We start from the raw sequence: 23391 nt of genomic DNA on the forward strand, positions 1-23391 counted from the left end.
TACATCCTCTTATTATGAAACTCCATCAAATATTATAATTTTTAATGATCTCTATTTTCTACGAAAGCGATGTATGATGCTAGTAAGCCAACTACATTCAGCTCGTAGCAGGACAAGATTCCGTTCAACCGCTAGATCTACACCGCTGCCACTGCCATGGCTAGGTACTTGCTCTTGATAAGATATACGTTTGTTAAGCTTACTAAGACGCGTTTCCAAGCAAGCTATTGCCTCATGTAACGGCAAATAATCTATAAACATAAGACCTATATCTGTTGGATCATTCGTTTTTCCTTCACTTTCTAAATTTTTCCGAAGAAGTTCAAGAAAATATTTCGTTCCACTTTCATTTACACTATACACTTTTCTAGGAGGCCGATTTCCTTCCTGCTCGATATGAACATCTACATGACCTAATGTACTTAATTTTTCAAGCATATTGTAAGCTGTTGCTTTCTTCATATCTGTCATATTACTTAAATTTTTCTCTATAAACTCATTTATTTGATAGCCATGCTGACTTTGTGCCATTAAAATTCCTAATAATATAAGTGCACGTTCTTCCATGTTCAAAACTCCTTTATATTCCATTCCCTTTATTTTAAAAAATAGATTAGATTGAAGTCAACCCTTCTTTATTCAATATTAGAATAGTCATTATTTGACTAATTATGATTTCTTATTGTATGGTAAAAGTATAATTATTACCACTAGATGATACTGTATTTTTACTACATAAGTAAGAGGAAGTGATACATTGGCAGTGCAAGTAGAAATACGATGAGAGTAAAAGCTCAGATGAGCATTTACAACACAGACGTGTTAGAATAGTTTGGAGTAGTCATACTAATCCTCTTATCAGGTCTTCTTTTTAAGAGGATGTAAATATTTTTAAAATCAAAAAATAGGGGGAGTATTATTTTGTTTAATTTTTTACTCTTTTTGCATCTTACTGGCTTAGCAATTTGGCTGGGCGCTATGATTGTTGTCGCTGGGATATTATTAATATTGAAAAAAGATGTTCGTACATCTGGTGTGAATGAATCCCTAAAGAAAATTCTTCGTTTCTTTAATGTAATTACACATCCAAGTGCATCAATTGTACTAATTACTGGACTCATCATGAGATTCACTTCCGAAGTAGAAGGAAAAGGAACATTTTGGTTAAGTTATATGCAAGATTTTGGTAGTTTGATTGTGTTAGGATCAATTATTGCCTTAACAATTCTAGGTAAGCGTGCTGTGAAGAACCTTGATAGCAAAGAAGTTGCTGCAACATCTTCTAACCTTTCTAAATATACAACTGGGCTATTTGTATCAGCATTACTTGTAGTTTCTGTATTATTTATTGTAACGACTAAATTAGGATAATTATGCGTAAAAAGCTGGTCCAACTAAGACCAGCTTTTTTTCATAAGGCTCTGTTAGACTAAATTGTTGATATATGCACACTAAAACAGGTAATCCAATCTCAACTTGAATTTAAACTACCTGTTAATACACTAATTTAGAAAATTACGAATTAATAATTGCTATCAGTTTTCTTTTATAATTTTTTAAAAATACTATTACTACAATTGTAAAGAACAAAATTGCCCATAAAATACCTTCTATTATCTGATTACCTCTTGATATTACATCTGTTGCCTGTGTAAAAATTAGAACATTAAATAATCCATGAGTAATTGAAGTGCAGATAAGCGATGATGATTTTTCTCTCATGTAACATAGTAGTATATTAAACGAAACCAAAATACAAGTGTGTATAATAAGGCCTTCTATTATATTACCTGGATATATTAGACCAGTAAATATTTGAGGAAAATGAAATATTGACCAACATATCCCAATAAATAAATAACTAATAAAAGTATTTTTTAATATTAATCGACTTTGCAAAAAACCACGCCAACCAATTTCTTCAAATGTCGCACTTAATCCTCCTAAAACAATACCGATTATAATTTGTTTCAAGAAAACAAATACACTTGGAATTTTAACTAAATTAAATTGTTTAAATACAAATCCATATAGTAATACTTGAAAAATACTACAGAGTATATATATCAGTATAATTATAATAATCCCAACAAAAATCCACTTATTAATTTTAAGATTATTTAGTATATAACTAAACTTTTCTTTAAATATTAATGTTGTTATTATTGCTCCAAATGTGGGTAACAACATACTATATGCTACAAAATTTCTATAATCCATACCAACAATTTTGCAAATACTAAAAACTAAATATGTTATTCCATATACAATACCTAAATATAAGAAAATTTCTTTTTTTGAATTATTAACCATAAGTCACCTTCATTTATATTAAATTCGTTACTAGAATTGTACTATGTATTAACATATTTTTAGTTCTAATTATTTCTTTATCATCATCAAAACATTGAAGCCACTTATAATTACTCAAATATTTAGTAGACACACCTTTAAATCTATTCATCCGAATTTTTAATTTGCTATGTAATGAATTTTTATGGTTGATATGATAGATACCATTATTATAATGCCCTCTCATTATTCTTTTATGGTCTAATTTAAGGTCTTTAGCAGATTGGATATAAGATTTATGGCTATCAGTACAGATGATAGAATTATCATTTCATTTATCATTAAGACTAAGTGCTTATTTACTCTAATAACCAGAATTCGATCCGATAATGACAGTAGCGTCCAGTTCCCCGTCTCTAACCACTTTCGTGGTAAGCCCAGCACTAGCAAAGATTTCAAAGGTCTGAGGTGCCTGCATTTCGCTCGTCTCTATCAAAAGATGTCCTCCCGGTGCTAGCCAGAGAAATGCTTCCTCTGCTACTCTTCGCTGAATGTCAAGTCCATCCTCTCCTCCGTCAAGCGCCAACTTCGGTTCATGTAGGCGAGCCTCCTGTGGGAGCAGCTTGATTGCCTCGGTAGGAACGTAAGGTACGTTCGCAACTAGGATGTTCACATTACCTTTAAGTGAGTGGGGCAGAGTGTTATACAAGTCACCTTCAAAAACATGGCCACCGAAATCCGTTACGTTGCGGCTAGCGCATCGTACTGCTACAGGGTCAATGTCAACAGAATACAATTTAACTCGTTCTAAAGCTGCCGCCAGTGCTACACCCACAGCACCCGACCCGCAACATAGGTCAACGATGATATCACCAGAACATGAAAGGGCTTCTGCCTGGTGAACAAGAAACTCGGTACGTGGGCGAGGTACGAAAACGCCTAGGTCCACTTCAATCCGCAAACCACAAAACTTTGCGTATCCAACAACATATTCAAGGGGTAAACCATTGGCTCGCATTTCCACCATTTTCTTGAGGTCCTCTGGAGTTCGTGCCTCTCTGATAAGTAATTGAGTCTCATCTTCTGCGAAAACACAACCCACGCTCCGAAGCCTGTTAATTATACATTTTTCCGTTTTATTGTCCAAAAAGAAATTGAATTTTTTTCCTATTTATCTCACCACCTTTGATAAGCTTATTTATTACCGTGTATTCGTTGAAAATTGGAGATATCCTTCTTCAACAAAATGGCCCTAAAATTGAAAAGCACATTCCTTATTACTGGAAAGCGCCCGATTGAGGAAGATCATTTATTTTTCTTTATTGAAGATAAGAACCCCCGTTACTTTAAGTGTAACATTTCACAAAGTTAGTAAAGAAAAATAAATAAAAATATTCCAATCCTATTATTAATGGTACTTTTTGGGTGTTATACTAGTGTTGAATTACTATCTGATAATGAAGGGAGATTACGCATGGAGGTAACATTTACAGTAAGAAAATGGGATGAAAATCCAGTAGATGATACTAGAAAAGAATTCCCTATTAATACTGCCCATGTCGAATATGATATTGAAGGTGAATTAAAAGGAAAAGCTTTTGTTGAATATTTATTATATTATATAGACTCTAATATAGATGATGGTCACTTGGCCACTTCTAAAATTTCCGGATTTCTGCATTTCGAAGGAACATATAAGGGCAAACGGGGGACATTTACAGCTATAGAGCAAGGAATATTTGATAAAGGAAATCTAGATTCTCCAGCAACAATCATCAAAGCTACAGGTGACTTAGAAAGCTTGAAAGGGTCCTATAATTATAATTTTACAGGTCAAACCAGTAAGATGATTCTAGACTTTAAATTCTAACGATATACCCTATAGTATAGTAAAAAAGGGCATCCTTGAAATACGAGGATGACCTTTTCGTCGAACGAGCTTTTTCAACTATCCTGCCATTTAACGGATTAAAGGCCAAGAAAAATGGACTGCTGAAACAGTCCATCGTTGTTCAATTCTTGCGCCCGATTGCCGAAAATTAAGATAATTATGAATGCTACCTATAGCTTATGTTATTTGTAAATTCTAGGAACTCTTTGACCCAAGTTACAAGCAACTTCAAACGATATGGTTTCTAACATATTTGCCACTTCATCTAATGATATCAAATGATTTCCTTGACCTCCATAAACTACAACCTCATCACCAATATTTACACCCTTAATATCAGTAACATCAATCATACAAAAATCCATACATATCCTACCGAAAACAGGAGATTTTTGTCCGTTTATTAGAACGTAAGCCATTCCAGATAAGCGTCTCGAATATCCATCTGCATACCCAATCGGAATAGTTGCAATAACTGCTTTATCTCTTTCAATTTTAGTTGCTCCATATGATACACCATACCCTTTCTCGAGTGTCTGAATATGGATGACTTTGGTTTTTAACTGCATTGCTTGTTTTAGATTAACTTTTGACTTATTTACCTCTTTAGATGGATAAAGACCATACATTGATATTCCGATACGAACTATATCGTAGGTCATATCTGGCATTTCTATTGTTGCAGCACTATTTGCAATATGAAATAGGGGAATAGAAACTTTTCGTTTCTCCAATTCTTCCAATAACCTTTTCCATCGGCTCTTTTGTGTTTCTGCATACCGTTTGTCGGCTTCATCTGCGGTAGCAAAATGTGAATACACTCCTTCTAGATAGAGCCCATCCATTTTTGAAACGATATCGATAAAATCACTTGCTTCTTCTGCTTGCAGTCCCAATCGTCCCATTCCTGTATCGACCTTGACGTGAACCTTTGCCTTTTTTCCTAAGACCTGCCCAGACTTTGATAAAGATTCTGCATGTTCCATATCAAAAATTGATTGTGTTAAATCCCAATGCACAACATGATTCGATGCTGAAGGAGGTGTGTATCCAAGTATAAGTATAGGTGCTTGAATATCTGATTTTCGTAGTTCAATGGCTTCTTCTAAACTAGCCACCGCTAAATAATCCACTCCACTATCAATCGCTTTTTTGGAAACCTCGACAGCACCGTGTCCATAACCATTCGCTTTTACTGTTGCCATTATTTTTGTTGAGTTAGGTATTATTCTTCGAAATTCACAAATATTATGTGAAATATTGCTAAGGCTAATTTCAGCCCATATTGGTCTATACATCATTTCCCCTCACTTTAAGTGAATTTTCAATGATCAAGTCAAGTAGCTTATTATAAGGAATACCCGCTGATTGTGCGCTTTTTGGCAGCAGGCTATTTTTCGTCATCCCAGGTAATGAATTAACTTCTAACACATAAGGGATACCGTTTTTAATCATCATGTCGATTCGGGCATAAACACTACATTTCAGTGATTTATAGCAAGTCATTGCAGCACAAGAGACGCGGTTATGTGTTTCGGAAGGAAGCTGGACCACCTCTTCAATGGTATCCGCATCATTATATTTGGAGGTATAATCAAAAAACTCTCCCTGATGACGAATGGAAACCACAGGTAAAAGCTTTCCATCCAATATAGAACAAGTGATTTCCTCGCCTTTTATATACTTTTCAATTATCACTTCGGAATCCCATTTGAATACTTCAGCAATCGAAGACTTAATCGTGTCTTGGTCATAAACAATTTTTACTCCTACACTCGAACCGCCTGAATTAGGTTTCACAACTACTGGGTAACCCACCTTATCTATTTCATCCATTTTAAGTTCTTCCATGTTATTAAGGTGAATCCAATCAGGCGTTTGCACACCTTCAAAACGGATGATTTTTTTCGAGATATTCTTATCCATGCATAAGCTGCTGGACAGTACACCACTCCCTGTATAAGGAACCCCGATGGTTTCAAGGGTACCTTGAATGGTGCCGTCCTCACCGTACTTGCCATGTAGCGCCAGTAGCGCAACGTCAAGATTTTTCGCCTTTTCAACTAAATCTTCTTTGTTATCTAGTTGGATCGGTACAATTTCATATTTATTTTTATCTAAATGCTCAATCATTTCTTCACCTGTCATGAGCGAAACTTGTTTCTCGGAAGAAACCCCTCCCATAATTACACCGACTCTCATTTTTTTATCCTCCATAATTATTTTTTAACGTGTCACCTATGATATGAATTCCCTGAATAATCTCTCTTTCTTTCAGCCTAGAAAATCCTAATCGTAAAGTATTCTTTCCACTACTGTCCGTGTAAAAAACATTGCCTGGGAAAAAAACAACTCCCTTTTGATAACATTTTTCTAAAAGCTTTCTTGAATCGATATCGTTTTCTAGTTCTATAAAAAGGTGGAGACCACCGTCACCAGTTATTCGTTTAAAAGGAATAAATTGCTTACAATAATGAATAGCTAATTCATACTTTTTCTTATAGACTGATTTAGCTTTTTTTATATACTTCTCAAAGTAGCCATCATTTAAATATTGATATAACACCGCTTGATCTAATGTAGATGTATGAATAGTTCGAGCTCTTTTCATACTTTCCAAATAATAAATCAAATCTTTGTCTGCTAAAATCCACCCTACCCGTAAGCCAGGAAAAAGAATTTTAGAGAAGCTGCTAATATAAATGACATTATTGCCGAGTCCGGCAAAGGCAGCCAACGGTGCCAGATGTGACCCTGAGTAACGTAATTCTTCATTAAACCCATCTTCAACGATCGGAAGCTGATAGGCGAAAAACAGATCCATGATTTCCTTCCTTTTTTCAGAGGATGTTACGATACCAGTTGGATTATGATAAGACGGAATGAAGTATGCAAAATCATATTCTTTTTTTGATAAGAATGTTTCTAGCTTACTAACATTGACACCGTCATCATCCATTTCAATTCCATCGATTTCAAAGCCATGTAATCGAAAGAGCTTAAGTGCAGAATGATGGGTTGGATTTTCACAAATAACACGGCCGTTCTTTTTATTTAAAGCGGATAAAAGGATATCCAGACCTTCTGTGAATCCATTGGTAATTAAAATATCTTTATTTCTAATGTCTACCCCTTTAATTTCCATGTAGTGAAGCAGGTATTCGATAAGTGGTTTATAGCCCTTTGCATATCCATAGTTAAGAACGATGTCTCCTTCAATGGACATCCGATTTAAAAAAGCCCTTTTAAAATTTTCAACATCAAAAAGCTTTTCATCGGGAGCGATACTATTAAATGAGATCATTTCATTATTCCAGCGTACTCCATGCTTCATGAGATCCAATTCATCTGCCAAAAAGGTTTGCTCATTGATTTTCTCAGTCCAATTTAACTGGATGGATGGGGATTTGAAGATCTCAACATGACTTACAAAGCTTCCTTTTCCTTTTACCGCATAGATAAAGCCTTCTTGTTCCAAATCCACATAGGTCGTTAGAACGGTGTTGCGGCTGATTGATAATAAAGAGCTGAGTTCACGAGTGGATGGAAGCTTTTGGTGCTCAAGCAAATGCCCGTTGGTTATCATTCTTTTTAAATATTCCTTAAGTTGAATATATACAGGACGGCCTTCCGTAAGCTTAAAATCGTTAAACACTACATTCATCCCCTTGTTGACATTTTTACATATCTACACCTATTCCAAAAGGTCCACACAATATGTATTTTTACTGTCTTGTGGTAGGGTGTGGAACTATAAAAATAGTCTAATGAAAAATCCAGAAAAATTATAGTTTCGAAAGAGACAACTACTATTTATCACTTATGTAAAATGTTAACAACTTAATGAGTTGTTAACTGAACTTTAATCTGAAGATAAATAAATTACTCCTATTGACAATTAAAGGATTAATTAGAAATTTAAAGAAAGGACCTCAAACGGGTCCTTATTTTTTCTGATTAACAATTTTTATCAATTAACAGAGCCTTTTTAAAAGATTTCTTCTATAATCAATTTCCTGATGCTTTGTTAATTCCTTCTTCCACTCCCTCAGTTTAAGTCATTTCTTCACAACCTCCAAACTATTATTAACATAAATATCCAGTGTTTGTTTGAAAGTCTTATTCCGTTAAATGGCCCTTTTGTGGAGTAACATACTGGAGTTTTATAACATAGACAAAAATAAAAAAAAAAAAAAAAAATCCTGTTTAATTTAATACAGGATTTTTATCAAACTTTATTTTAAAGCTACAATAACAAAAAGGACCATACATAATATACATATCAAATATGTACGGTCCTTTTATTTTCATATACTAAAACGTTGTGACCCTAAGATAAAGAAGAGACCAACTTTTTTTCATAAAAAAAAAGCAAGGTGCATACCCTTGCTTTTGCTATCAATAAAAGAATGATCATCATTCATTTTCCTCTAGTTCATCTATCCTTTCACGTACTTGTTTCGCACGAAAAAAGAAGAAAAAAGAAAGACCTAAAAAACCACCAACAGCTGTAATCATAGCAATAAACTGTGACCACACCTTTTCTCCATTAGGAACGAGTAATCCAAGCATCAAAATCGTACTTAGTGCTAATAAAACTTGACCAAACCGATTATAATCTGCTATTTTAGTTTGCAAATCCTTCATAACTATCACTCTCCATAATACATAGAGTAACACATTCTAGTAGTCTAGAAGCCAAGGAATTGCAACCAAATACGATATATTCTTCCAAATTATGATTCTAACCCTTGCATTAGGTCTTCGATTAAATCTTCGACATCCTCGATCCCAACCGAAATACGAATAAGCGTATCTGTAATACCAAGCTCTTGACGTCGATCCGCTGGAATAGATGCGTGCGTCATTTTTGCAGGGACAGAAATTAAGCTTTCTACCGCTCCTAAGCTTTCTGCAAGTGTAAAATATTTCGTATTACGAATCAAACGATTTAAGGTCTCGAGGCTATCGACATCAAACGAAATGATAGCACCAAATCCACGAGCCTGCTTACTTGCTAATTCATGCTGTGGATGTTCAGCAAGACCAGGATAATGTACTTTTTTCACTTTCGGATGGTCTGCTAGAAAGCTTGCAATGTTTCGAGCATTTCTCTCATGCTCTTCCATTCTTACCCCTAGTGTTTTTAAGCCGCGAAGGAGAAGAAAGCTATCTTGTGGGCCAAGTATCCCGCCCGTAGAATTCTGGATAAAATGAAGACCATTGGCTATTTGCTCATTATTTACGACAACTGCACCTGCTACAACATCACTATGACCTCCTAAATACTTCGTTGCACTATGCAATACGATGTCCGCACCAAGTGTTATTGGATTCTGCCAATAAGAAGTCATAAATGTATTATCGACAATTGTTAACAGGCCGTGTTTTTTCGCGAGCTCCGATACTTCAGCAATATCTGTAATTTTTAGAAGCGGGTTCGTTGGTGTTTCTAGATAAATTGCCTTCGTATTTGGCTTTATCGAAGCTTGAATTGCACTCTGGTTTGTTGTATCCACAAAGGTGTATTCTAAACCGAAACGCTCTAAAACTTTAGTTATAACACGAAATGTACCGCCGTATACATCATCTGTTAGAATAACATGATCACCGCTTGAAAATAACATCATAACTGCAGTAATGGCTGCCATCCCTGAGCCAAATGCAAAGCCTGCATGACCATTTTCAAGAACTGCAATCATTTCTTCGAGCGCACTGCGTGTTGGATTACCTGTGCGGGAATATTCGTAGCCTTTATGCTTACCTACCGCATCTTGCTTATACGTACTCGTTTGATAAATAGGAACCGTTACCGCACCAGTTTGCGGATCTCCGATCGAAATACCATGAATTAACTTTGTTTTTTCCCTCATTTTAGTCCCATCCTTTATATATGTCTTTACTTAAATATCGTTCACTACTATCTGGAAAAATCGTAACGATGTTTGTTCCTGGCTTCGCGCTCTCTGCTTCTCGTAAGCTAGCATGGAAGGCTGCACCTGAAGAACTACCAACGAGCAATCCCTCAAGTTTTGCAAGTTCCTTCACGCGATGGAAGGCATCGTGATCTGAAACTGTATGAATGCTATGGAAGTAATTCGTATTCATGAAAGGAGGGAGAAACTCCATTCCAATTCCTTCTGTCTCGTGTGATCCCGATTCTCCGCCGTTTAAGATTGAACCAACTGGTTCTACGATTGCACATTTTAAATTAGGATTTTGTTTCTGAAGGTAGGTGGCTGTTCCCATAAATGTCCCGCCAGTACCAGCACCTGCAACAAATATATCAACCCTCCCGTCAAGCTCAGTCCAAATTTCAGGTCCTATTGTTTTAAAATAGGTTTCAGGGTTTGCACTGTTTGCAAATTGCTGCGGACAATACGAATTTGGGAGTTCTTGCAGCAGTCCTTTGGCTTTTGCAATAGCACCTGTCATCCCTTCCTCGGTCGGTGTATTGATAACAGTAGCACCAAGTGCCCGCATAAGCTCTTGTTTTTCTATACTAAACTTTTCTGGTACACATACGATTACATGTATATCATATTGAATCGCCGCCAATGCTAGTCCGATTCCAGTATTCCCTGCAGTTGGTTCTATAATTGTGCCACCATGCTTGACAAGCCCTTTCTCTAGTGCCACCTCTATCATATGCTTCCCTAGACGGTCTTTAATGCTTCCGCCTGGATTAAAATACTCTAACTTAGCAAATATTCGTACATCTTTTGGTAACGAAAACCGCGTAATTTCCACGAGCGGTGTATTCCCAATCAACTCATGTACCCCGCGAAACGTGTTCATATGAGTAATTCCTCCTCATTAAAACATAACTCTCCAAAGTAAGAGGTTCAATCCTTACTTTGGAGCTGCTCCGAAAAATAACTTAATCGAAGATCGTACAAGTTTCGAATTGATTATTATTTTAATTCTTTCAACATATTTTCAATAAAGGTAGTCGAATGTAGCGCTGCCTGATCTAAAAATTGATCAAATGAAACATTAGATTCCTTTCCTGCGATATCAGACAGGGCACGAATAATTACAAACGGTACATTATATTGATAACATACTTGTGCAACAGCAGCCGCTTCCATTTCCACTGCGTATAAATCCTTAAATTTACTACGAATAAACGCAACGCGTTCACTATCATTCATAAAGGAATCTCCAGTTGCAATAGTACCTTTTGCAACCTGTACTCCTTCTACATTTTTCATACAAGTTTCTGCTAATGCCACAAGCTCTGCATCTGCTTCAAATGCTGCAGGCATGCCAGGCACTTGGCCGTATTCATAATTAAATATGGTAACATCCACATCGTGATGACGTACATCTGTTGATATCACAACATCACCTACATTTAAAGATTGATGAAATCCACCTGCTGAACCTGTATTAATGACTTTATCAGGTTGATAACGTTCAAGCAAAATGGTAGTAGCCATAGCAGCATTTACTTTTCCAATGCCTGACTTTAACAAAATGACTTCGTGACCAGCATAGTCTCCTTTCGTAAATTCAGAACCAGCTACAATTTCCATTGTCTTATTCTCAAGCTTATCACGTAAAATGCGTACTTCTTCTTCCATTGCACCAATAACTGCGATTTTCAAATGGTATCCCTCTTCCTTAATTCTTTATCGCCTCCACAATCCATACAAAATGATTTTGCCTAGAAAACGATACACGAAAGCCGTTATCTTCAAGGATCGACTGTATGATTGGGATTAGCGTATAATATTCAGTCTGTAAATCGTTTGCTAATTGATGAAAGTTACGATTGACTGCTTCTTGAATTGTTTGATCAAAAGCTTCCTGATTCGTAAACATCGTATCAGCAAACACTATTTTACCATTTGGTTTAAGGATCTGACTATATTTCTTAATAGCAATACGCTTTTCTTCGTCAGTTAAATGGTGAAATGCATACGTACTAACGATTGTATCGATAGAATGTACAGTTTCAAATTGTAAAAAGTCTCCTTCTATAACAACCGCTTGCTTAGGCAGTTTCTGCTTTGCAAGTAGCCGCATTTCCCGAGAAGGTTCTATTCCTAGCACTTTAAATCCAGCATCGAGAAATTTCTTTGTTAGATTCCCTGTACCAACTCCAAACTCTAAAATGGATCCGAATGATTTTTCTACTACACATTGCAATATATGATCATAGTTTAGAAATACATCTCTATACTCATCGTTTTCCCCAGCAATAAAGGTATCATACGATTGTGCCCATTCATCAAAAAGATGATTAAATTCCGTCCCCATACAATTCACCTTTTTCTTATCGGATTTATCAGTATAATATGCCTGATTTCCAATAAAGTCAACAAAAATCATTGTAAAGATAGAATTTGCAAACGTTATTTGATACACTAATAAGCAAAGATTGGAAGAGGAAGAAGGATAATAATGGGATTTTCTTTTGAAATGATTGAAGATAAAATTGAATGCTTTGAGGCAACTGATTTAACTACTTTAGAAAAGAAAATAAACGAACAAATTGAAAACAATCGTGCGCTACTATTAGAAGTTCATCATGTATCTCATCAAATGTGCATAGAAGCTGAGAGTAAGCGACTCTATTACAGTGCTATTGTGCATTTTAAATTAAGAAAGAAGAGTGTTCTGTAAAGAACACTCTTCTTTCTTAATTAAGCCTATTTAAGTTGTTGCACTAATGTTGGCTTCCAGCCTTGTTTTTCAACCCATTCAATGGACACTTTATATTGTTGTTTTGTATCCTTTGTTTTAACGGTTCCAATTGCTTTATTCTCTCCATTATTACCGATAAATATGATTGTTAAATTATCGCTTGGAATTTTCAATGCATAGGAAATTGTTTGAACCATTTCCTTCCAATCATCAGAAGAAGTATCGAACTTTGTCGTGTGCGGTTCAGTTTGTGAAGTTCCTATCGGCTTCCATGAAGGATTCGTATAAGCTTCAGCTACCTTCGAATCATTTTCCTGAACAACTACTTTTTTATCTTCAACAGGCGGCGGTGCACTATCTGTTTTGTTCCCATTATTTTCCGCGTTAGAATTAGAAGAGCTGCCTGTATTCTTAGCTGCGTCTCCTTTATTTTGATTAACAACTGTGCTCTGTACCGTTTTTTTAGGAGCTGTAAACAGCTGATATGCAACTGTAACAGCAGCAAGAAAGACGATTCCGATGAGTATATTCATAAATAATCTTCGGCGTTTATGCTTTCTTTTTTGCAGTCTTGAATCGTCTAGAGCTTGAGTCATACTCTTACCCTCCATCCGTGTTATATTCGCATATTTCCTATTGTAGCACCAAATAGATATCACTTGAAGAAAATCATCGCTTTTAACAATAAAAGAGAGAGGGACAATGTCAACTTTTGAGTTAAACCTCCGTATTTTGCTTAAAATGATACGAGAGGAAATGTACCCATACATAAGAAAAGGGACTGATTTTATAAAAAATCAGTCCCTTTTCAGTGCTGTCTCATTTTTCTCTGTTTTTATTAAAAAAAACCTTTGAAACAGCTCAAATTCAATCGTATTCGGGTCTTAGCCACTTTTCTTTATTTCACAGACAAGATTTTTACTTTCATATCTCCGCCTGGTGTCGGTACAATTACTTCGTCTCCTATTTGCTTTCCTAATAAGTTTTTAGCAATTGGAGAGTCGTTAGAAATTTTTCCTTCGAAAGGATCTGCCTCTGCGCTACCAACAATTGTATATGTCTCTTCTTCTCCATCTGGTAATTCCATGAATGTAACAGATTTACCAAGGGAAACAATGTCGGAACTTTCAGAGTTTTCTGTAATAATAACCGCATTGCGGATCATATTTTCAATTTGTGTTACACGTCCTTCTACGAAAGCTTGTTCGTCTTTCGCTGCATCATACTCAGAGTTTTCAGAAAGGTCTCCGAAGCTACGTGCAATTTTAATACGCTCTACTACTTCTTTACGTCTTTCTGTTTTTAAGTATTCTAATTCTTGTTCAAGCTTTTCTTTCCCAGCTTGTGTCATTGGATATGTCTTTTCAGTTGCCATAATGTCCACTCCTTTTTCTATCTACTACCTATTGGTACCGTCTATACAAATATGGCCCCACCCATCACTGGGTGAGGTTATATGTTCCAATGTATTCGGTATAAACAGGAAAAAAACCTCCTGTAAAGGCATCTTTTTCTATGCTATTACAAAATTGTTTTTTCTTCAAGAATAGTTCCAACTTTTGTTACCATTAAATCGATTGCTACGTGATTTTGTCCACCTTCAGGAATAATAATATCAGCATAACGCTTAGAAGGTTCAATAAATTGATTATGCATAGGTCGAACGACCGATACATACTGCTCTATCACAGAGTCAAGTGTTCGACCGCGTTCATTGATATCACGCTGCATTCTACGCAAAATTCGCAAATCCGCATCCGTATCAACAAATATCTTAATATCCATCAAATCGCGAAGACGTTCATCTTCGAAAATCAAAATGCCTTCTAATATGATAACATCCTTTGGTTCTAAATGGATGGTATCTTTAGAACGTGTATGCATTTTATAATTATACAACGGTTTCTCAATCGGTTCGTAGTTGAGTAATTGATTTATTTGTTGAATTAATAGATCATTATCAAAGGCAAGAGGATGATCATAATTCGTTTGCAATCGTTCTTCAAATGGAATATCATCTTGATTTTTATAATAATAATCTTGTTCTAGTACTAAAATAGAATGACCATGGAAATGATCAAAAATTGCTTTCGTTACACTCGTTTTTCCTGAACCGGAACCTCCTGCAATTCCAATCACAACGGGCTTTTGCTTCCCCATCTATACTACCACTCTTTCTTAAAAGATACGAACATTCATGTAGAAGAGCATATCGGCTAGCTCCAGTCAATCTGACTAAGCAAGTCGATAAAAACTATTCTTTATTGAAACATGTTTTTTCTCATCATGTCATATGGGTAAACTGGTTTGTTTACTTTTATTTTTACGATTTCCAAAGGGTGTCTTGCTGCATCTAGTTCGTTACCCTCTTCGTCCCAGATCGTCTCAATTTTTTGTGTAAAGTTTTCTATTTCCGGTCCAAAAAATTCTACTTCTTGGTTCGGCTTAAAGTGATTGCGTTGTTGAATCGTTGCGATATTTGTTTCTGGATCATACGCTAATACAAGCCCGACAAAATCATAGGTTGTTTTTTTGCTATGTTCCCCAAACATTTGCTCTTGATAGCCAGGTACTCCTTCAAAAAACGCAGATGCTGTATCACGATTTGCACATTTGTCTAGCTCATCAATCCATTCTTGTTTAAAAACAAAATGATCTGGATCCTCGCAATACGTATCAATTACGTTGCGATATACGCTTACAACTGTAGCAATATAGTGAATAGACTTCATCCGTCCTTCGATCTTTAAGCTATCAATACCTGCTTCAATAATAGCAGGAATCGATTGCACAAGCGTTAAATCTTTAGGACTCATTGCAAAAGGCTCATCACCTTCCTCAAACAATTCCACTTCAGCTGCTTGTTTATCTTGAGACGTAGTTTGTATTAAATCGTAGTTCCAACGACAGGACTGACAGCATCCCCCACGGTTTGAATCACGTGCTGTCATATGATTACTTAGTGTGCATCTTCCTGAATAAGCTATGCACATTGCCCCGTGAATAAACGTTTCTATTTCGATATCCACTTTTTCTTTTATTTCTTTAATTTCTTCATAGCCCGTTTCCCGTGCAAGAACGAGACGATCCAATCCTTCTTCTTTCCAATATTGTGCAGCCTTCCAATTTGTAAGTGATTGCTGTGTACTTAAATGAATTTCAAGTGAAGGAGCTACTCGTTTACATGTCTCAATAATAAACGGATCCGCTACAATAATTCCTGCTACTCCAGCATTCTCAATGGCTTGTAAGTATTCTTCTAGACCGTCCATATTTTCATTGTGAGCAAATATGTTGGTTGTTACATAAATTCTAGCACCATATTGTTTTGCAAATGCTACGCCTTCTGCCATTTCTTCAATTGTAAAATTGTCAGCATTGGAACGTAGACCAAACTCTTGTCCACCGATAAACACGGCGTCCGCGCCGTAGCGAACAGCAATCTTTAGTTTCTCTAAATTGCCTGCAGGTGCCAACAGTTCAGGTTTTTTCACTATAGTACGTTTTCCATCAACAATTTGTGAAATTTCCTTAACAGTCATCCTAGTACCTCCTTTTTTTAGTATACAGTTTCTTTATAGAAAAACCCGGTATCTAACGGCCGATTAACCGGCTGCATCATTTCTATTTCTTTGTAAAGCTTATCTTTCACTTGATCGTACCCTTCACGATCGTCTACACAAAGATCGATGGCTTTCCGGTATTTTTTCGTTACCTCAATTAGGTACGCAGAATCTTTTAGCACTCCATCAATCTTAAAAGAGTCGATTTGTGCATCAATCAATGTCTCTAATTCATCTATAATGCAAATATCCTTTGGGCTCATGATATGTGTACCGTTTCGGTCTTCAAAAACAGGATATTTATTATTACGCTCTTTATCATATAAAAACATATGTTTTTCATATTTTTTCTTTTCAATTTCCAAATTTCTACCTTGATATTCAAAATAATTTCCTATCAATGAGCGCTTAGATTGAAACATACAAGTCATTCCGTGTACCTGTACTTCAATTTCTACTTCTGCATGTTCTTTTATTTCTTCAATGGCTTCAAAGCTTAATTCTCTTGCAAGAACAGATCGTTTAGCACCTTTACGTCCCCAATAATTACATGTGAACCAGTTCGTTGCCGTCGTTTCGGTATTCCAATGAAGCTTCATATCCGGTGCGATTTCCTTCGCTGTCATCAAAACAGCTGCATCACCAAAAACGATTGCATCTACATGGACATCTTTCAAAAACGTTATATAGTCTGCCAATGATTCTACACTTTCATTATGAAAGATAGCATTCATTGCTACATATATTTTTTTGTTATATTGATGTGCGATCTCAGTAGATTTCTTCACATCCTCACGTGAAAATTCACCTGCTAGCCGAAGACCATACTTTTGTTCACCAATAATCATGGCATCCGCCCCTGCCTTAGCAAGCGGTTCAATATCACTAACGCTTGTTGGCGTAACGAGTAATTCTGGTTTCTTCATTTATGCGTCACCTCTTTTTTTACTTACTGCTACTCCATCACCAATCGGAAAAATAGTAGTATCATATCCAATATGTGCCATTAACCATTCATTATAGTTCTTTATCTTCTTAACTAAACTACGTAATCGTTTCTTTTCAATATTTTCTTCTACGACTAGACCATGAAACAGAACATTATCTGTAATAATGACACCCCCTTCATTTAAAAGAGGCTCATATAATTCAAAAAAGCGTTGATATTGTCCTTTCGCTGCATCGATAAAAATAACATCAAAGGTGCCGTGTTCTTTAACTTGTGGAAACTGTTCAAGAGCATCTCCAAAAATAAGAGAGATACGATCTTCCATGCCAGTACGTTTTATATTGCATACAGCTTCCTTGTATCGTTCCTCATCCCGTTCGATTGTTACTACGTTCGCATGACTACTTTTTGCCATTCGAATCGCAGAATACCCTATAGCCGCCCCAATTTCAAGAATCGACGTAGGTTCAATTAAGCGAAGTAGCTGCAGCATAAATTCCATTCCGAGCTTATCCATTATTGGAATATGATGTTCCAAAGCATATTGTTCCATTTCTAAAGTAACCGGATCTTTATCTACGAAAGAAAGTAAGTATTCGTTCGTTGCATTCTGCTCCATCTTGTAGCCTCCTTCCCTAAAAACCTGCAGGTGCCAATAAAATAAAACGAGCTATCGTTTTCAATCTATCAACATAAAGTGAATTTTTATCTAAGATGAGGTTTAGGATAAAAGAAGAGCGCCTCTAAGTGATTCTTGAAACTTCTCTCCCACTAGAGCGCCTGTTCTGCACAAGCCATACTATAACTTGCACATTACGTATTTAGTAATCCTTAGCCTTTTTAACCCGATATATTCTACCATAAAAAAGAAAGAGATGCGACAATTTTCATAGGCATCTCTTATTGATTTGTCGTGATATACTTTGCCTTTAGTGCATTATGTTCCTCTAGTGTTTTTGCAAAAAATACTTCACCGCTAGGCGCAGCTAGAAAATAGTAATAATCTGTTTGCGCTGGTTCAAGTGCTGCTTGAAGCGAAAGTTCGCTCGCGTTAGAAATAGGTCCTACTGGCAATCCCTTGACAACGTATGTGTTGTACGGAGAATTTACCTTTAAATCCTGTAATGATACTCTTTCCTTATGTTTACCAAGCGCGTATAAAACAGTCGGATCTGTTTGCAATGGCATATTTACTTTTAACCGATTGTAAAATACACTGGCAATTTTTTGACGATCAGTTGACGCTGTAGCCTCTTCTTCAATTAAAGAAGCCATTGTCAAAAATTGATGAACATCTAATTGTTTTTGTTTTATAGCGTCCTCATGTTTAACGATATAGGTATTCGTTTTTTCTATCATAGGTGCAATAATTTCATCAATGGAACTTGGTTTCTTATCATACGAATACGTAGCTGGATACAAATATCCTTCTAGTTTATACTTAATAGCTGGATCCTTAAGCTTGTCCGTAATAAGAGCTGGATATTTACTTTTTAACCGATCAAGTAGTGCGGGATCATTGAGCTGATTGATCACATCATCTTTGTTCATTTGAAATTCGTTAGCAATACTATCCGCTATATCGACAAGCTGTTCGCCCTCTTTAATTACAATTTTATTATTAGGAACTTGATAGATACTTCCGCCGGTAATATGATCTGCTACATCCTTTACACTCATAGATGGGCTCAGTAAATAAGTACCGGATTTTAGTCCTTGTTTATAATTTAGTTTTACATAATATTCAAATACGGTTCCATTTTTCACAATTCCACTTTTCTTTAATAACTCTCCGATACCTGCAGTTGATGTTCCAGACTCAATGGTAATTTTCTGTTTTTCAGTACTGCTTGCATTTACGGGTTGTAAAGCTGATAGTACATACAAATATAATGCCACTACTACAAAGACGATTCCAAAACATACAAAAACCCAGCGCTTTAGCTTTATCTTAGGTTTAGTAGTTTTCATCATAAAATCGTCTACCCCCCTTCATAGCTGAATAAAAGTTCATTCTTATCTACATAGAAAAGCGGACTGTTTACACAGTCCGCCTCAAGCGAATCATGCTTACTCTTCTTCATCATCTAGAAAAGCAGCAAACACTTCTTGCACCATGTCCCACTCTTCTTCTGATTCAAGCTCCGCCAATGTGCCGCCTTCATCTGATTCGTCAGGTTGCACGATTGCTGCATCATAAATGCGGTCGCCGTCTTCATCTAGCTCGCCAACAGGTGAGAATACTATATATGTTTTCTTTCCAAATTGATCGTGTTCAAAAGTAAAAACAATATCACATAAATGTTCATTGCCGTCTTGATCAACGATAGTAATTTGATTTTCTTCTACTAATTCTGAATGGTCATGATCGTGGTTATGGTCATGATTATGTTCTGTCATTTCATTCACTCCTATTGTTTACTATCTAAATACCCTTGCAATATGACAACAGCTGCAACTTTATCAATTACTTTTTTACGCTTTTTACGGCTGACATCAGCAGAGATAAGCATTTTTTCTGCTGCCATGGTAGAAAGACGCTCGTCCCATAATGTACATGGGATAGATAAAAATATATGCAATTTGTCAGCAAATTCCTGACAAGCTTTACCGCGTTCACCGATTGTGCCATTCATATTCTTCGGCAAGCCAATCACGATTTGTTCAACATTATACGCATGAACGAGTTCCTTAATACGCGAAAAACCAAATTCATTGCGTTCTTCGTTTATTTTAATCGTTTCAATTCCTTGGGCTGTCCAGCCCATTTCATCGCTTACTGCGACACCAACTGTTTTTGTACCTACATCTAAGCCTAAAACGCGCATAATTACTCCTCACGATGATTCTTTAAATAGGACTTCACTAATTCTTCAATTAGTTCATCCCTTTCGAGCTTACGGATAATGCTTCGTGCATCCTTATGGCGAGGTATGTATGCGGGATCGCCACTTAACAAGTAACCCACGATTTGATTGATAGGATTATACCCTTTTTCTTGAAGTGCATCATATACAGTAAATAAAACTTCATTCACTTGAACGCTTTGTTTGTCGTCTTGAAACGTAAATTTCATTGTTTTATCGAATGGGTCCACAGTAAGCACCTCACTTTGCTTGTAATAAGGAGAAGCAATGCTTTCTCCTTATTATTGTACACTAATCCCTCAAGAATTTAAAACAGATTTAACATACTCTTCCGTGTATGCAAGGGCTTCTGCTACTTTACTTGCGTCTTTGCCTCCCGCTTGAGCCATATCTGGTCGACCTCCGCCGCCTCCGCCGCAAATCGTTGCTGCACCTTTTACTAGCTTACCTGCATGGAACTGATTTACGAGATTCTTTGTAACACCTGCTAGCAAGTTTACCTTTCCGTCATTCACTGCAGCTAATAAAATAACTCCAGATTCAAGCTTCGTTTTTAAATCGTCTAACATCGTACGCATATGATTGATGTCAGTTGCTTGCACTTGACTAGCTAATACCTTTACACCTTCAATTTGCTGTACGCGGTCTAGTAGACTTCCTGCTTCAATATTACCTAATTTAGCTGCAAGAGATTCATTTTCCTTATGAAGCTGTTTCAACTCTGCATACAATCCATCCACTCTTGTTAAGATGTCCTTTGTATTTGTCTTAAGCTTACCAGCCGTTTCTTTTAGAAGCACCACTTGGCTATTCATCAATTCATATGCAAACTTACCTGTTACTGCTTCGATACGTCGTGTACCTGCACCGATACCTGACTCAGATACGATTTTGAAAATTCCAATGGAAGAAGTATTATCAACATGGCAACCACCGCAAAGCTCTAAGCTGAAGTCTCCAACTTGAACGACGCGAACAATATTACCATATTTTTCACCAAATAGAGCCATAGCTCCCATTGCCTTTGCTTCTTCTATTGGTTTTTCGGAAGTATTAACAGCTATACTTTCCCAAATCTTTTCATTTACAATATGTTCAACTTTTTCTAACTCTTCAGGAGTTACTTGTCCAAAATGAGAGAAGTCAAAACGAAGACGTTCTGCTGTTACCAACGAACCAGCTTGATTTACATGGGCACCGAGTACATCCTTTAGCGCTTGGTGAAGCAAGTGAGTCGCAGTATGATTTTTAATAATATTTGCACGGTTCGCCTTGTCAATGATTGCTGTTACAGACAAGCTATTTGTAAAGGTTCCCTCTTCCACAACAATTTTATGCAAATGCTGCCCGTTAGGAGCCTTTTGAACATCTGTAACCTTTGCTTTGCATCCTTCACCAACTATTAGCCCATAATCTGCAATTTGTCCACCCATTTCTGCGTAGAAAGGTGTCACGTCTAACATAATATGCGCTTCTTCTCCTGCTTTTACAACATCTGCATATTCTCCATTTTGCAGAAGAGCTACAATCTTACTCTTTGTTTCTAACTGAGTGAACCCAACAAAGCTGCTTTCTACTTTAATATCTCCAAGAACGCCGCCTTGAACCTGCATACTGTCTTGATCTTGACGTGCTGCTCTTGCACGCTCACGTTGTTTTTCCATCTCAGCTTCAAAGCCTGCATGATCGACAATTAGATTTTCTTCTTCAGCATATTCTTCAGTTAATTCGATTGGAAAACCGTATGTGTCGTATAAACGGAACGCATCTTCTCCGGATATCGTCCCCGTTCCTTCTTTCTTTGCTTTTTCAATGATTTCAGAGAGAATCGCTTCCCCTTCGTGTAAGGTTTCATGGAATCGTTCTTCTTCGTTTTTAATTACTCGTTGGATGAACGCAGCTTTTTCTAACACTTCAGGGTAGAAGTCTTTCATAATTTCCCCTACTACAGGAACAAGCTCATCCATAAACGGACGATTGATGTTCAGCTTCTTCGCATAGCGTACTGCACGGCGAAGCAAGCGACGTAATACATAGCCGCGACCCTCATTTGATGGAAGTGCGCCATCTCCAACTGCAAATGTTACCGTTCGTATATGGTCCGCAATGACTTTAAATGCAGTATCCTTCTCATTATCTGTGTGATAGGTTTCACCAGAAATTACTTCTGTTGCTTCAATAATCGGGATAAACAAATCCGTATCAAAATTCGTTGGAACGTTTTGGACAACAGAAGCCATACGTTCTAGTCCCATACCGGTATCTATGTTTTTCTTAGGTAGTGGTGTATATGTACCGTCTGGATTATGATTAAACTGAGAAAATACAAGATTCCAAATTTCTAAATAGCGTTCATTTTCTCCGCCTGGAAACAATTCTGGGTCACTCGGATCATTTCCATATGCTTCCCCACGGTCATAGAAAATTTCCGTATTTGGTCCGCTTGGTCCTTCACCAATATCCCAAAAATTATGTTCTAATCGAATGATACGTTCTTCAGGAATACCAATTTTTTCATGCCAAAAATGAAATGCCTCTTCATCTTCTGGATGGATCGTAACAGAAAGCTTTTCTTTTTCAAAGCCAATCCACTTATCACTTGTTAGAAATTCCCAAGCCCATGTAATGGCTTCTTCCTTAAAATAGTCACCTACTGAAAAATTCCCTAGCATTTCAAAAAATGTATGGTGACGTGCTGTTTTCCCTACGTTTTCAATATCGTTTGTACGAATTGACTTTTGGGCATTCGTAATTCTAGGATTTTGTGGAATAACCCGACCGTCAAAGTATTTCTTTAGCGTTGCAACACCACTATTTATCCATAATAGTGTTGGATCCTCATGGGGAACGAGCGAAGCGCTCGGTTCAATGGAATGACCTTTTTCTTTGAAAAAGTCTAAAAACATTTGGCGAATTTGTGCTGCCTTTAGTGTCTTCATCAAGAACTCCTCCTTTATTTTGACAAACAAAAAACTCCCGCCCCCTATAGCAGGGACGAGAGTATACTCGCGTTACCACCCTGATTATGAACCGTAGTTCATCACCTCAAGTTGCCGTAACGTGGCAGGACGGCAGTGATTAGCTGCTTCTCAGGATTAGCCTTCTGTCACCCTGTATTTAGAGTCCTTTCAGCCGCGGGACATCCTCTCTGAAAAATAGTAGTGACGTACTCAATCC

25 protein-coding genes, 1 pseudogene and 1 other annotated feature (1 of these 27 cut by a window edge) are annotated in these 23391 nt (G+C 36.7%); of the genes and pseudogenes, 3 read left to right on the forward strand and 23 right to left on the reverse strand.

The features are described from left to right. Positions 1–51 precede the first annotated feature (51 nt). Positions 52–567, reverse strand: a complete 516-nt coding sequence (locus tag ACM5BR_RS08895; protein WP_416827363.1) for a PadR family transcriptional regulator — start codon at positions 565–567, stop codon at positions 52–54. A 354-nt stretch (positions 568–921) separates the two neighbouring features. Here ACM5BR_RS08895 and ACM5BR_RS08900 point away from each other — a divergent pair, with 354 nt between their 5' ends. Then, entirely contained in the window at positions 922–1371 is a 450-nt protein-coding gene (locus ACM5BR_RS08900; protein ID WP_416827364.1) for a hypothetical protein, read from the forward strand. Between the two features lie 144 nt (positions 1372–1515). Here ACM5BR_RS08900 and ACM5BR_RS08905 read toward each other — a convergent pair whose 3' ends face one another. The 3 genes and pseudogenes from ACM5BR_RS08905 to ACM5BR_RS08915 all read right to left on the reverse strand — a co-directional run bounded on the left by ACM5BR_RS08905 (position 1516) and on the right by ACM5BR_RS08915 (position 3439). Then, a complete protein-coding gene (locus tag ACM5BR_RS08905) occupies positions 1516–2313 on the reverse strand; it encodes a CPBP family intramembrane glutamic endopeptidase (protein ID WP_416827366.1) in 798 nt (265 codons plus the stop codon). 13 nt (positions 2314–2326) lie between these two features. Beyond that, positions 2327–2620 (reverse strand): annotated as a pseudogene (locus ACM5BR_RS08910) (IS1595 family transposase); the annotation flags it as partial. A 36-nt stretch (positions 2621–2656) separates the two neighbouring features. Continuing rightward, positions 2657–3439: a putative protein N(5)-glutamine methyltransferase gene (locus ACM5BR_RS08915; protein ID WP_416827368.1), complete on the reverse strand. Its 783-nt coding sequence runs from the start codon at positions 3437–3439 to the stop codon at positions 2657–2659. Positions 3440–3766: 327 nt separating this feature from the next. Between ACM5BR_RS08915 and ACM5BR_RS08920 the strand changes: the two genes are divergently transcribed. Beyond that, on the forward strand, positions 3767–4162 hold the full coding sequence (locus ACM5BR_RS08920) for a DUF3224 domain-containing protein (protein ID WP_416827370.1): 396 nt from the start codon (positions 3767–3769) through the stop codon (positions 4160–4162). A 203-nt stretch (positions 4163–4365) separates the two neighbouring features. Here the strand turns inward: ACM5BR_RS08920 and alr are convergent, their stop codons facing one another. From alr to ACM5BR_RS08960, 8 genes are all read right to left on the reverse strand, one after another. Then, on the reverse strand, positions 4366–5481 hold the full coding sequence (gene alr / locus ACM5BR_RS08925; RefSeq protein WP_416827372.1) for an alanine racemase: 1116 nt from the start codon (positions 5479–5481) through the stop codon (positions 4366–4368). Beyond that, the gene (locus tag ACM5BR_RS08930) at positions 5474–6385 is read right to left on the reverse strand and encodes a D-alanine--D-alanine ligase (protein WP_416827374.1); all 912 of its coding nucleotides are present in this window, start codon (positions 6383–6385) and stop codon (positions 5474–5476) included. Before ACM5BR_RS08930 ends, alr begins: the two co-directional genes overlap by 8 nt. 4 nt (positions 6386–6389) lie before the next feature. Then, positions 6390–7838 (reverse strand): MocR-like pyridoxine biosynthesis transcription factor PdxR, encoded by a 1449-nt coding sequence (gene pdxR, locus ACM5BR_RS08935; RefSeq protein WP_416827376.1) that lies wholly within the window; start codon positions 7836–7838, stop codon positions 6390–6392. A gap of 761 nt (positions 7839–8599) precedes the next feature. Continuing rightward, positions 8600–8830 carry a YrhC family protein gene (locus tag ACM5BR_RS08940; protein ID WP_416827378.1) on the reverse strand — a complete coding sequence of 77 codons (231 nt, stop codon included), beginning with the start codon at positions 8828–8830 and terminating at the stop codon, positions 8600–8602. 89 nt (positions 8831–8919) lie between these two features. After that, positions 8920–10056, reverse strand: a complete 1137-nt coding sequence (locus ACM5BR_RS08945; protein WP_416827380.1) for a bifunctional cystathionine gamma-lyase/homocysteine desulfhydrase — start codon at positions 10054–10056, stop codon at positions 8920–8922. 1 nt (position 10057) lies between these two features. Further along, positions 10058–10981 (reverse strand): PLP-dependent cysteine synthase family protein, encoded by a 924-nt coding sequence (locus tag ACM5BR_RS08950; protein WP_416827382.1) that lies wholly within the window; start codon positions 10979–10981, stop codon positions 10058–10060. Positions 10982–11097: 116 nt separating this feature from the next. Continuing rightward, a complete protein-coding gene (gene mtnN, locus ACM5BR_RS08955) occupies positions 11098–11793 on the reverse strand; it encodes a 5'-methylthioadenosine/S-adenosylhomocysteine nucleosidase (protein ID WP_416827384.1) in 696 nt (231 codons plus the stop codon). A gap of 16 nt (positions 11794–11809) precedes the next feature. Further along, positions 11810–12448: a class I SAM-dependent methyltransferase gene (locus ACM5BR_RS08960; RefSeq protein ID WP_416827385.1), complete on the reverse strand. Its 639-nt coding sequence runs from the start codon at positions 12446–12448 to the stop codon at positions 11810–11812. A 144-nt stretch (positions 12449–12592) separates the two neighbouring features. Between ACM5BR_RS08960 and ACM5BR_RS08965 the strand changes: the two genes are divergently transcribed. After that, entirely contained in the window at positions 12593–12814 is a 222-nt protein-coding gene (locus tag ACM5BR_RS08965) for a YrzA family protein (protein ID WP_416827387.1), read from the forward strand. A gap of 26 nt (positions 12815–12840) precedes the next feature. Here the strand turns inward: ACM5BR_RS08965 and ACM5BR_RS08970 are convergent, their stop codons facing one another. From ACM5BR_RS08970 to alaS, 11 genes are all read right to left on the reverse strand, one after another. Next, positions 12841–13431 (reverse strand): YrrS family protein, encoded by a 591-nt coding sequence (locus ACM5BR_RS08970; protein ID WP_416827389.1) that lies wholly within the window; start codon positions 13429–13431, stop codon positions 12841–12843. 302 nt (positions 13432–13733) lie between these two features. Further along, positions 13734–14210: a transcription elongation factor GreA gene (greA, locus tag ACM5BR_RS08975; protein WP_416827391.1), complete on the reverse strand. Its 477-nt coding sequence runs from the start codon at positions 14208–14210 to the stop codon at positions 13734–13736. 146 nt (positions 14211–14356) lie between these two features. Beyond that, positions 14357–14995 carry a uridine kinase gene (gene udk, locus ACM5BR_RS08980; protein ID WP_416827393.1) on the reverse strand — a complete coding sequence of 213 codons (639 nt, stop codon included), beginning with the start codon at positions 14993–14995 and terminating at the stop codon, positions 14357–14359. Between the two features lie 101 nt (positions 14996–15096). Beyond that, the gene (locus ACM5BR_RS08985) at positions 15097–16377 is read right to left on the reverse strand and encodes a peptidase U32 family protein (protein WP_416827395.1); all 1281 of its coding nucleotides are present in this window, start codon (positions 16375–16377) and stop codon (positions 15097–15099) included. Between the two features lie 17 nt (positions 16378–16394). Then, the gene (locus tag ACM5BR_RS08990; protein ID WP_416827397.1) at positions 16395–17324 is read right to left on the reverse strand and encodes a peptidase U32 family protein; all 930 of its coding nucleotides are present in this window, start codon (positions 17322–17324) and stop codon (positions 16395–16397) included. Next, complete coding sequence (locus ACM5BR_RS08995; RefSeq protein WP_416827399.1) at positions 17325–17966, reverse strand: O-methyltransferase; 642 nt, start codon at positions 17964–17966, stop codon at positions 17325–17327. It abuts the gene before it with no gap. 281 nt (positions 17967–18247) lie between these two features. After that, positions 18248–19321: an endolytic transglycosylase MltG gene (gene mltG / locus ACM5BR_RS09000; protein ID WP_416827401.1), complete on the reverse strand. Its 1074-nt coding sequence runs from the start codon at positions 19319–19321 to the stop codon at positions 18248–18250. A 96-nt stretch (positions 19322–19417) separates the two neighbouring features. After that, positions 19418–19747, reverse strand: coding sequence for a DUF1292 domain-containing protein (locus ACM5BR_RS09005; RefSeq protein WP_416827403.1), 330 nt, complete (start codon positions 19745–19747; stop codon positions 19418–19420). Between the two features lie 11 nt (positions 19748–19758). Continuing rightward, a complete protein-coding gene (gene ruvX, locus ACM5BR_RS09010; protein ID WP_416827405.1) occupies positions 19759–20175 on the reverse strand; it encodes a Holliday junction resolvase RuvX in 417 nt (138 codons plus the stop codon). Positions 20176–20177: 2 nt separating this feature from the next. After that, positions 20178–20444: an IreB family regulatory phosphoprotein gene (locus ACM5BR_RS09015; RefSeq protein ID WP_416827407.1), complete on the reverse strand. Its 267-nt coding sequence runs from the start codon at positions 20442–20444 to the stop codon at positions 20178–20180. A gap of 69 nt (positions 20445–20513) precedes the next feature. After that, positions 20514–23153 (reverse strand): alanine--tRNA ligase, encoded by a 2640-nt coding sequence (gene alaS / locus ACM5BR_RS09020; protein WP_416827408.1) that lies wholly within the window; start codon positions 23151–23153, stop codon positions 20514–20516. Positions 23154–23201: 48 nt separating this feature from the next. Beyond that, positions 23202–23391 (reverse strand) — a binding site (T-box leader); it runs 14 nt beyond the window's last position.

It is taken from the genome of Ectobacillus polymachus (genome assembly GCF_048159605.1).
Lineage (GTDB): Bacteria > Bacillota > Bacilli > Bacillales > Bacillaceae_G > Ectobacillus > Ectobacillus polymachus.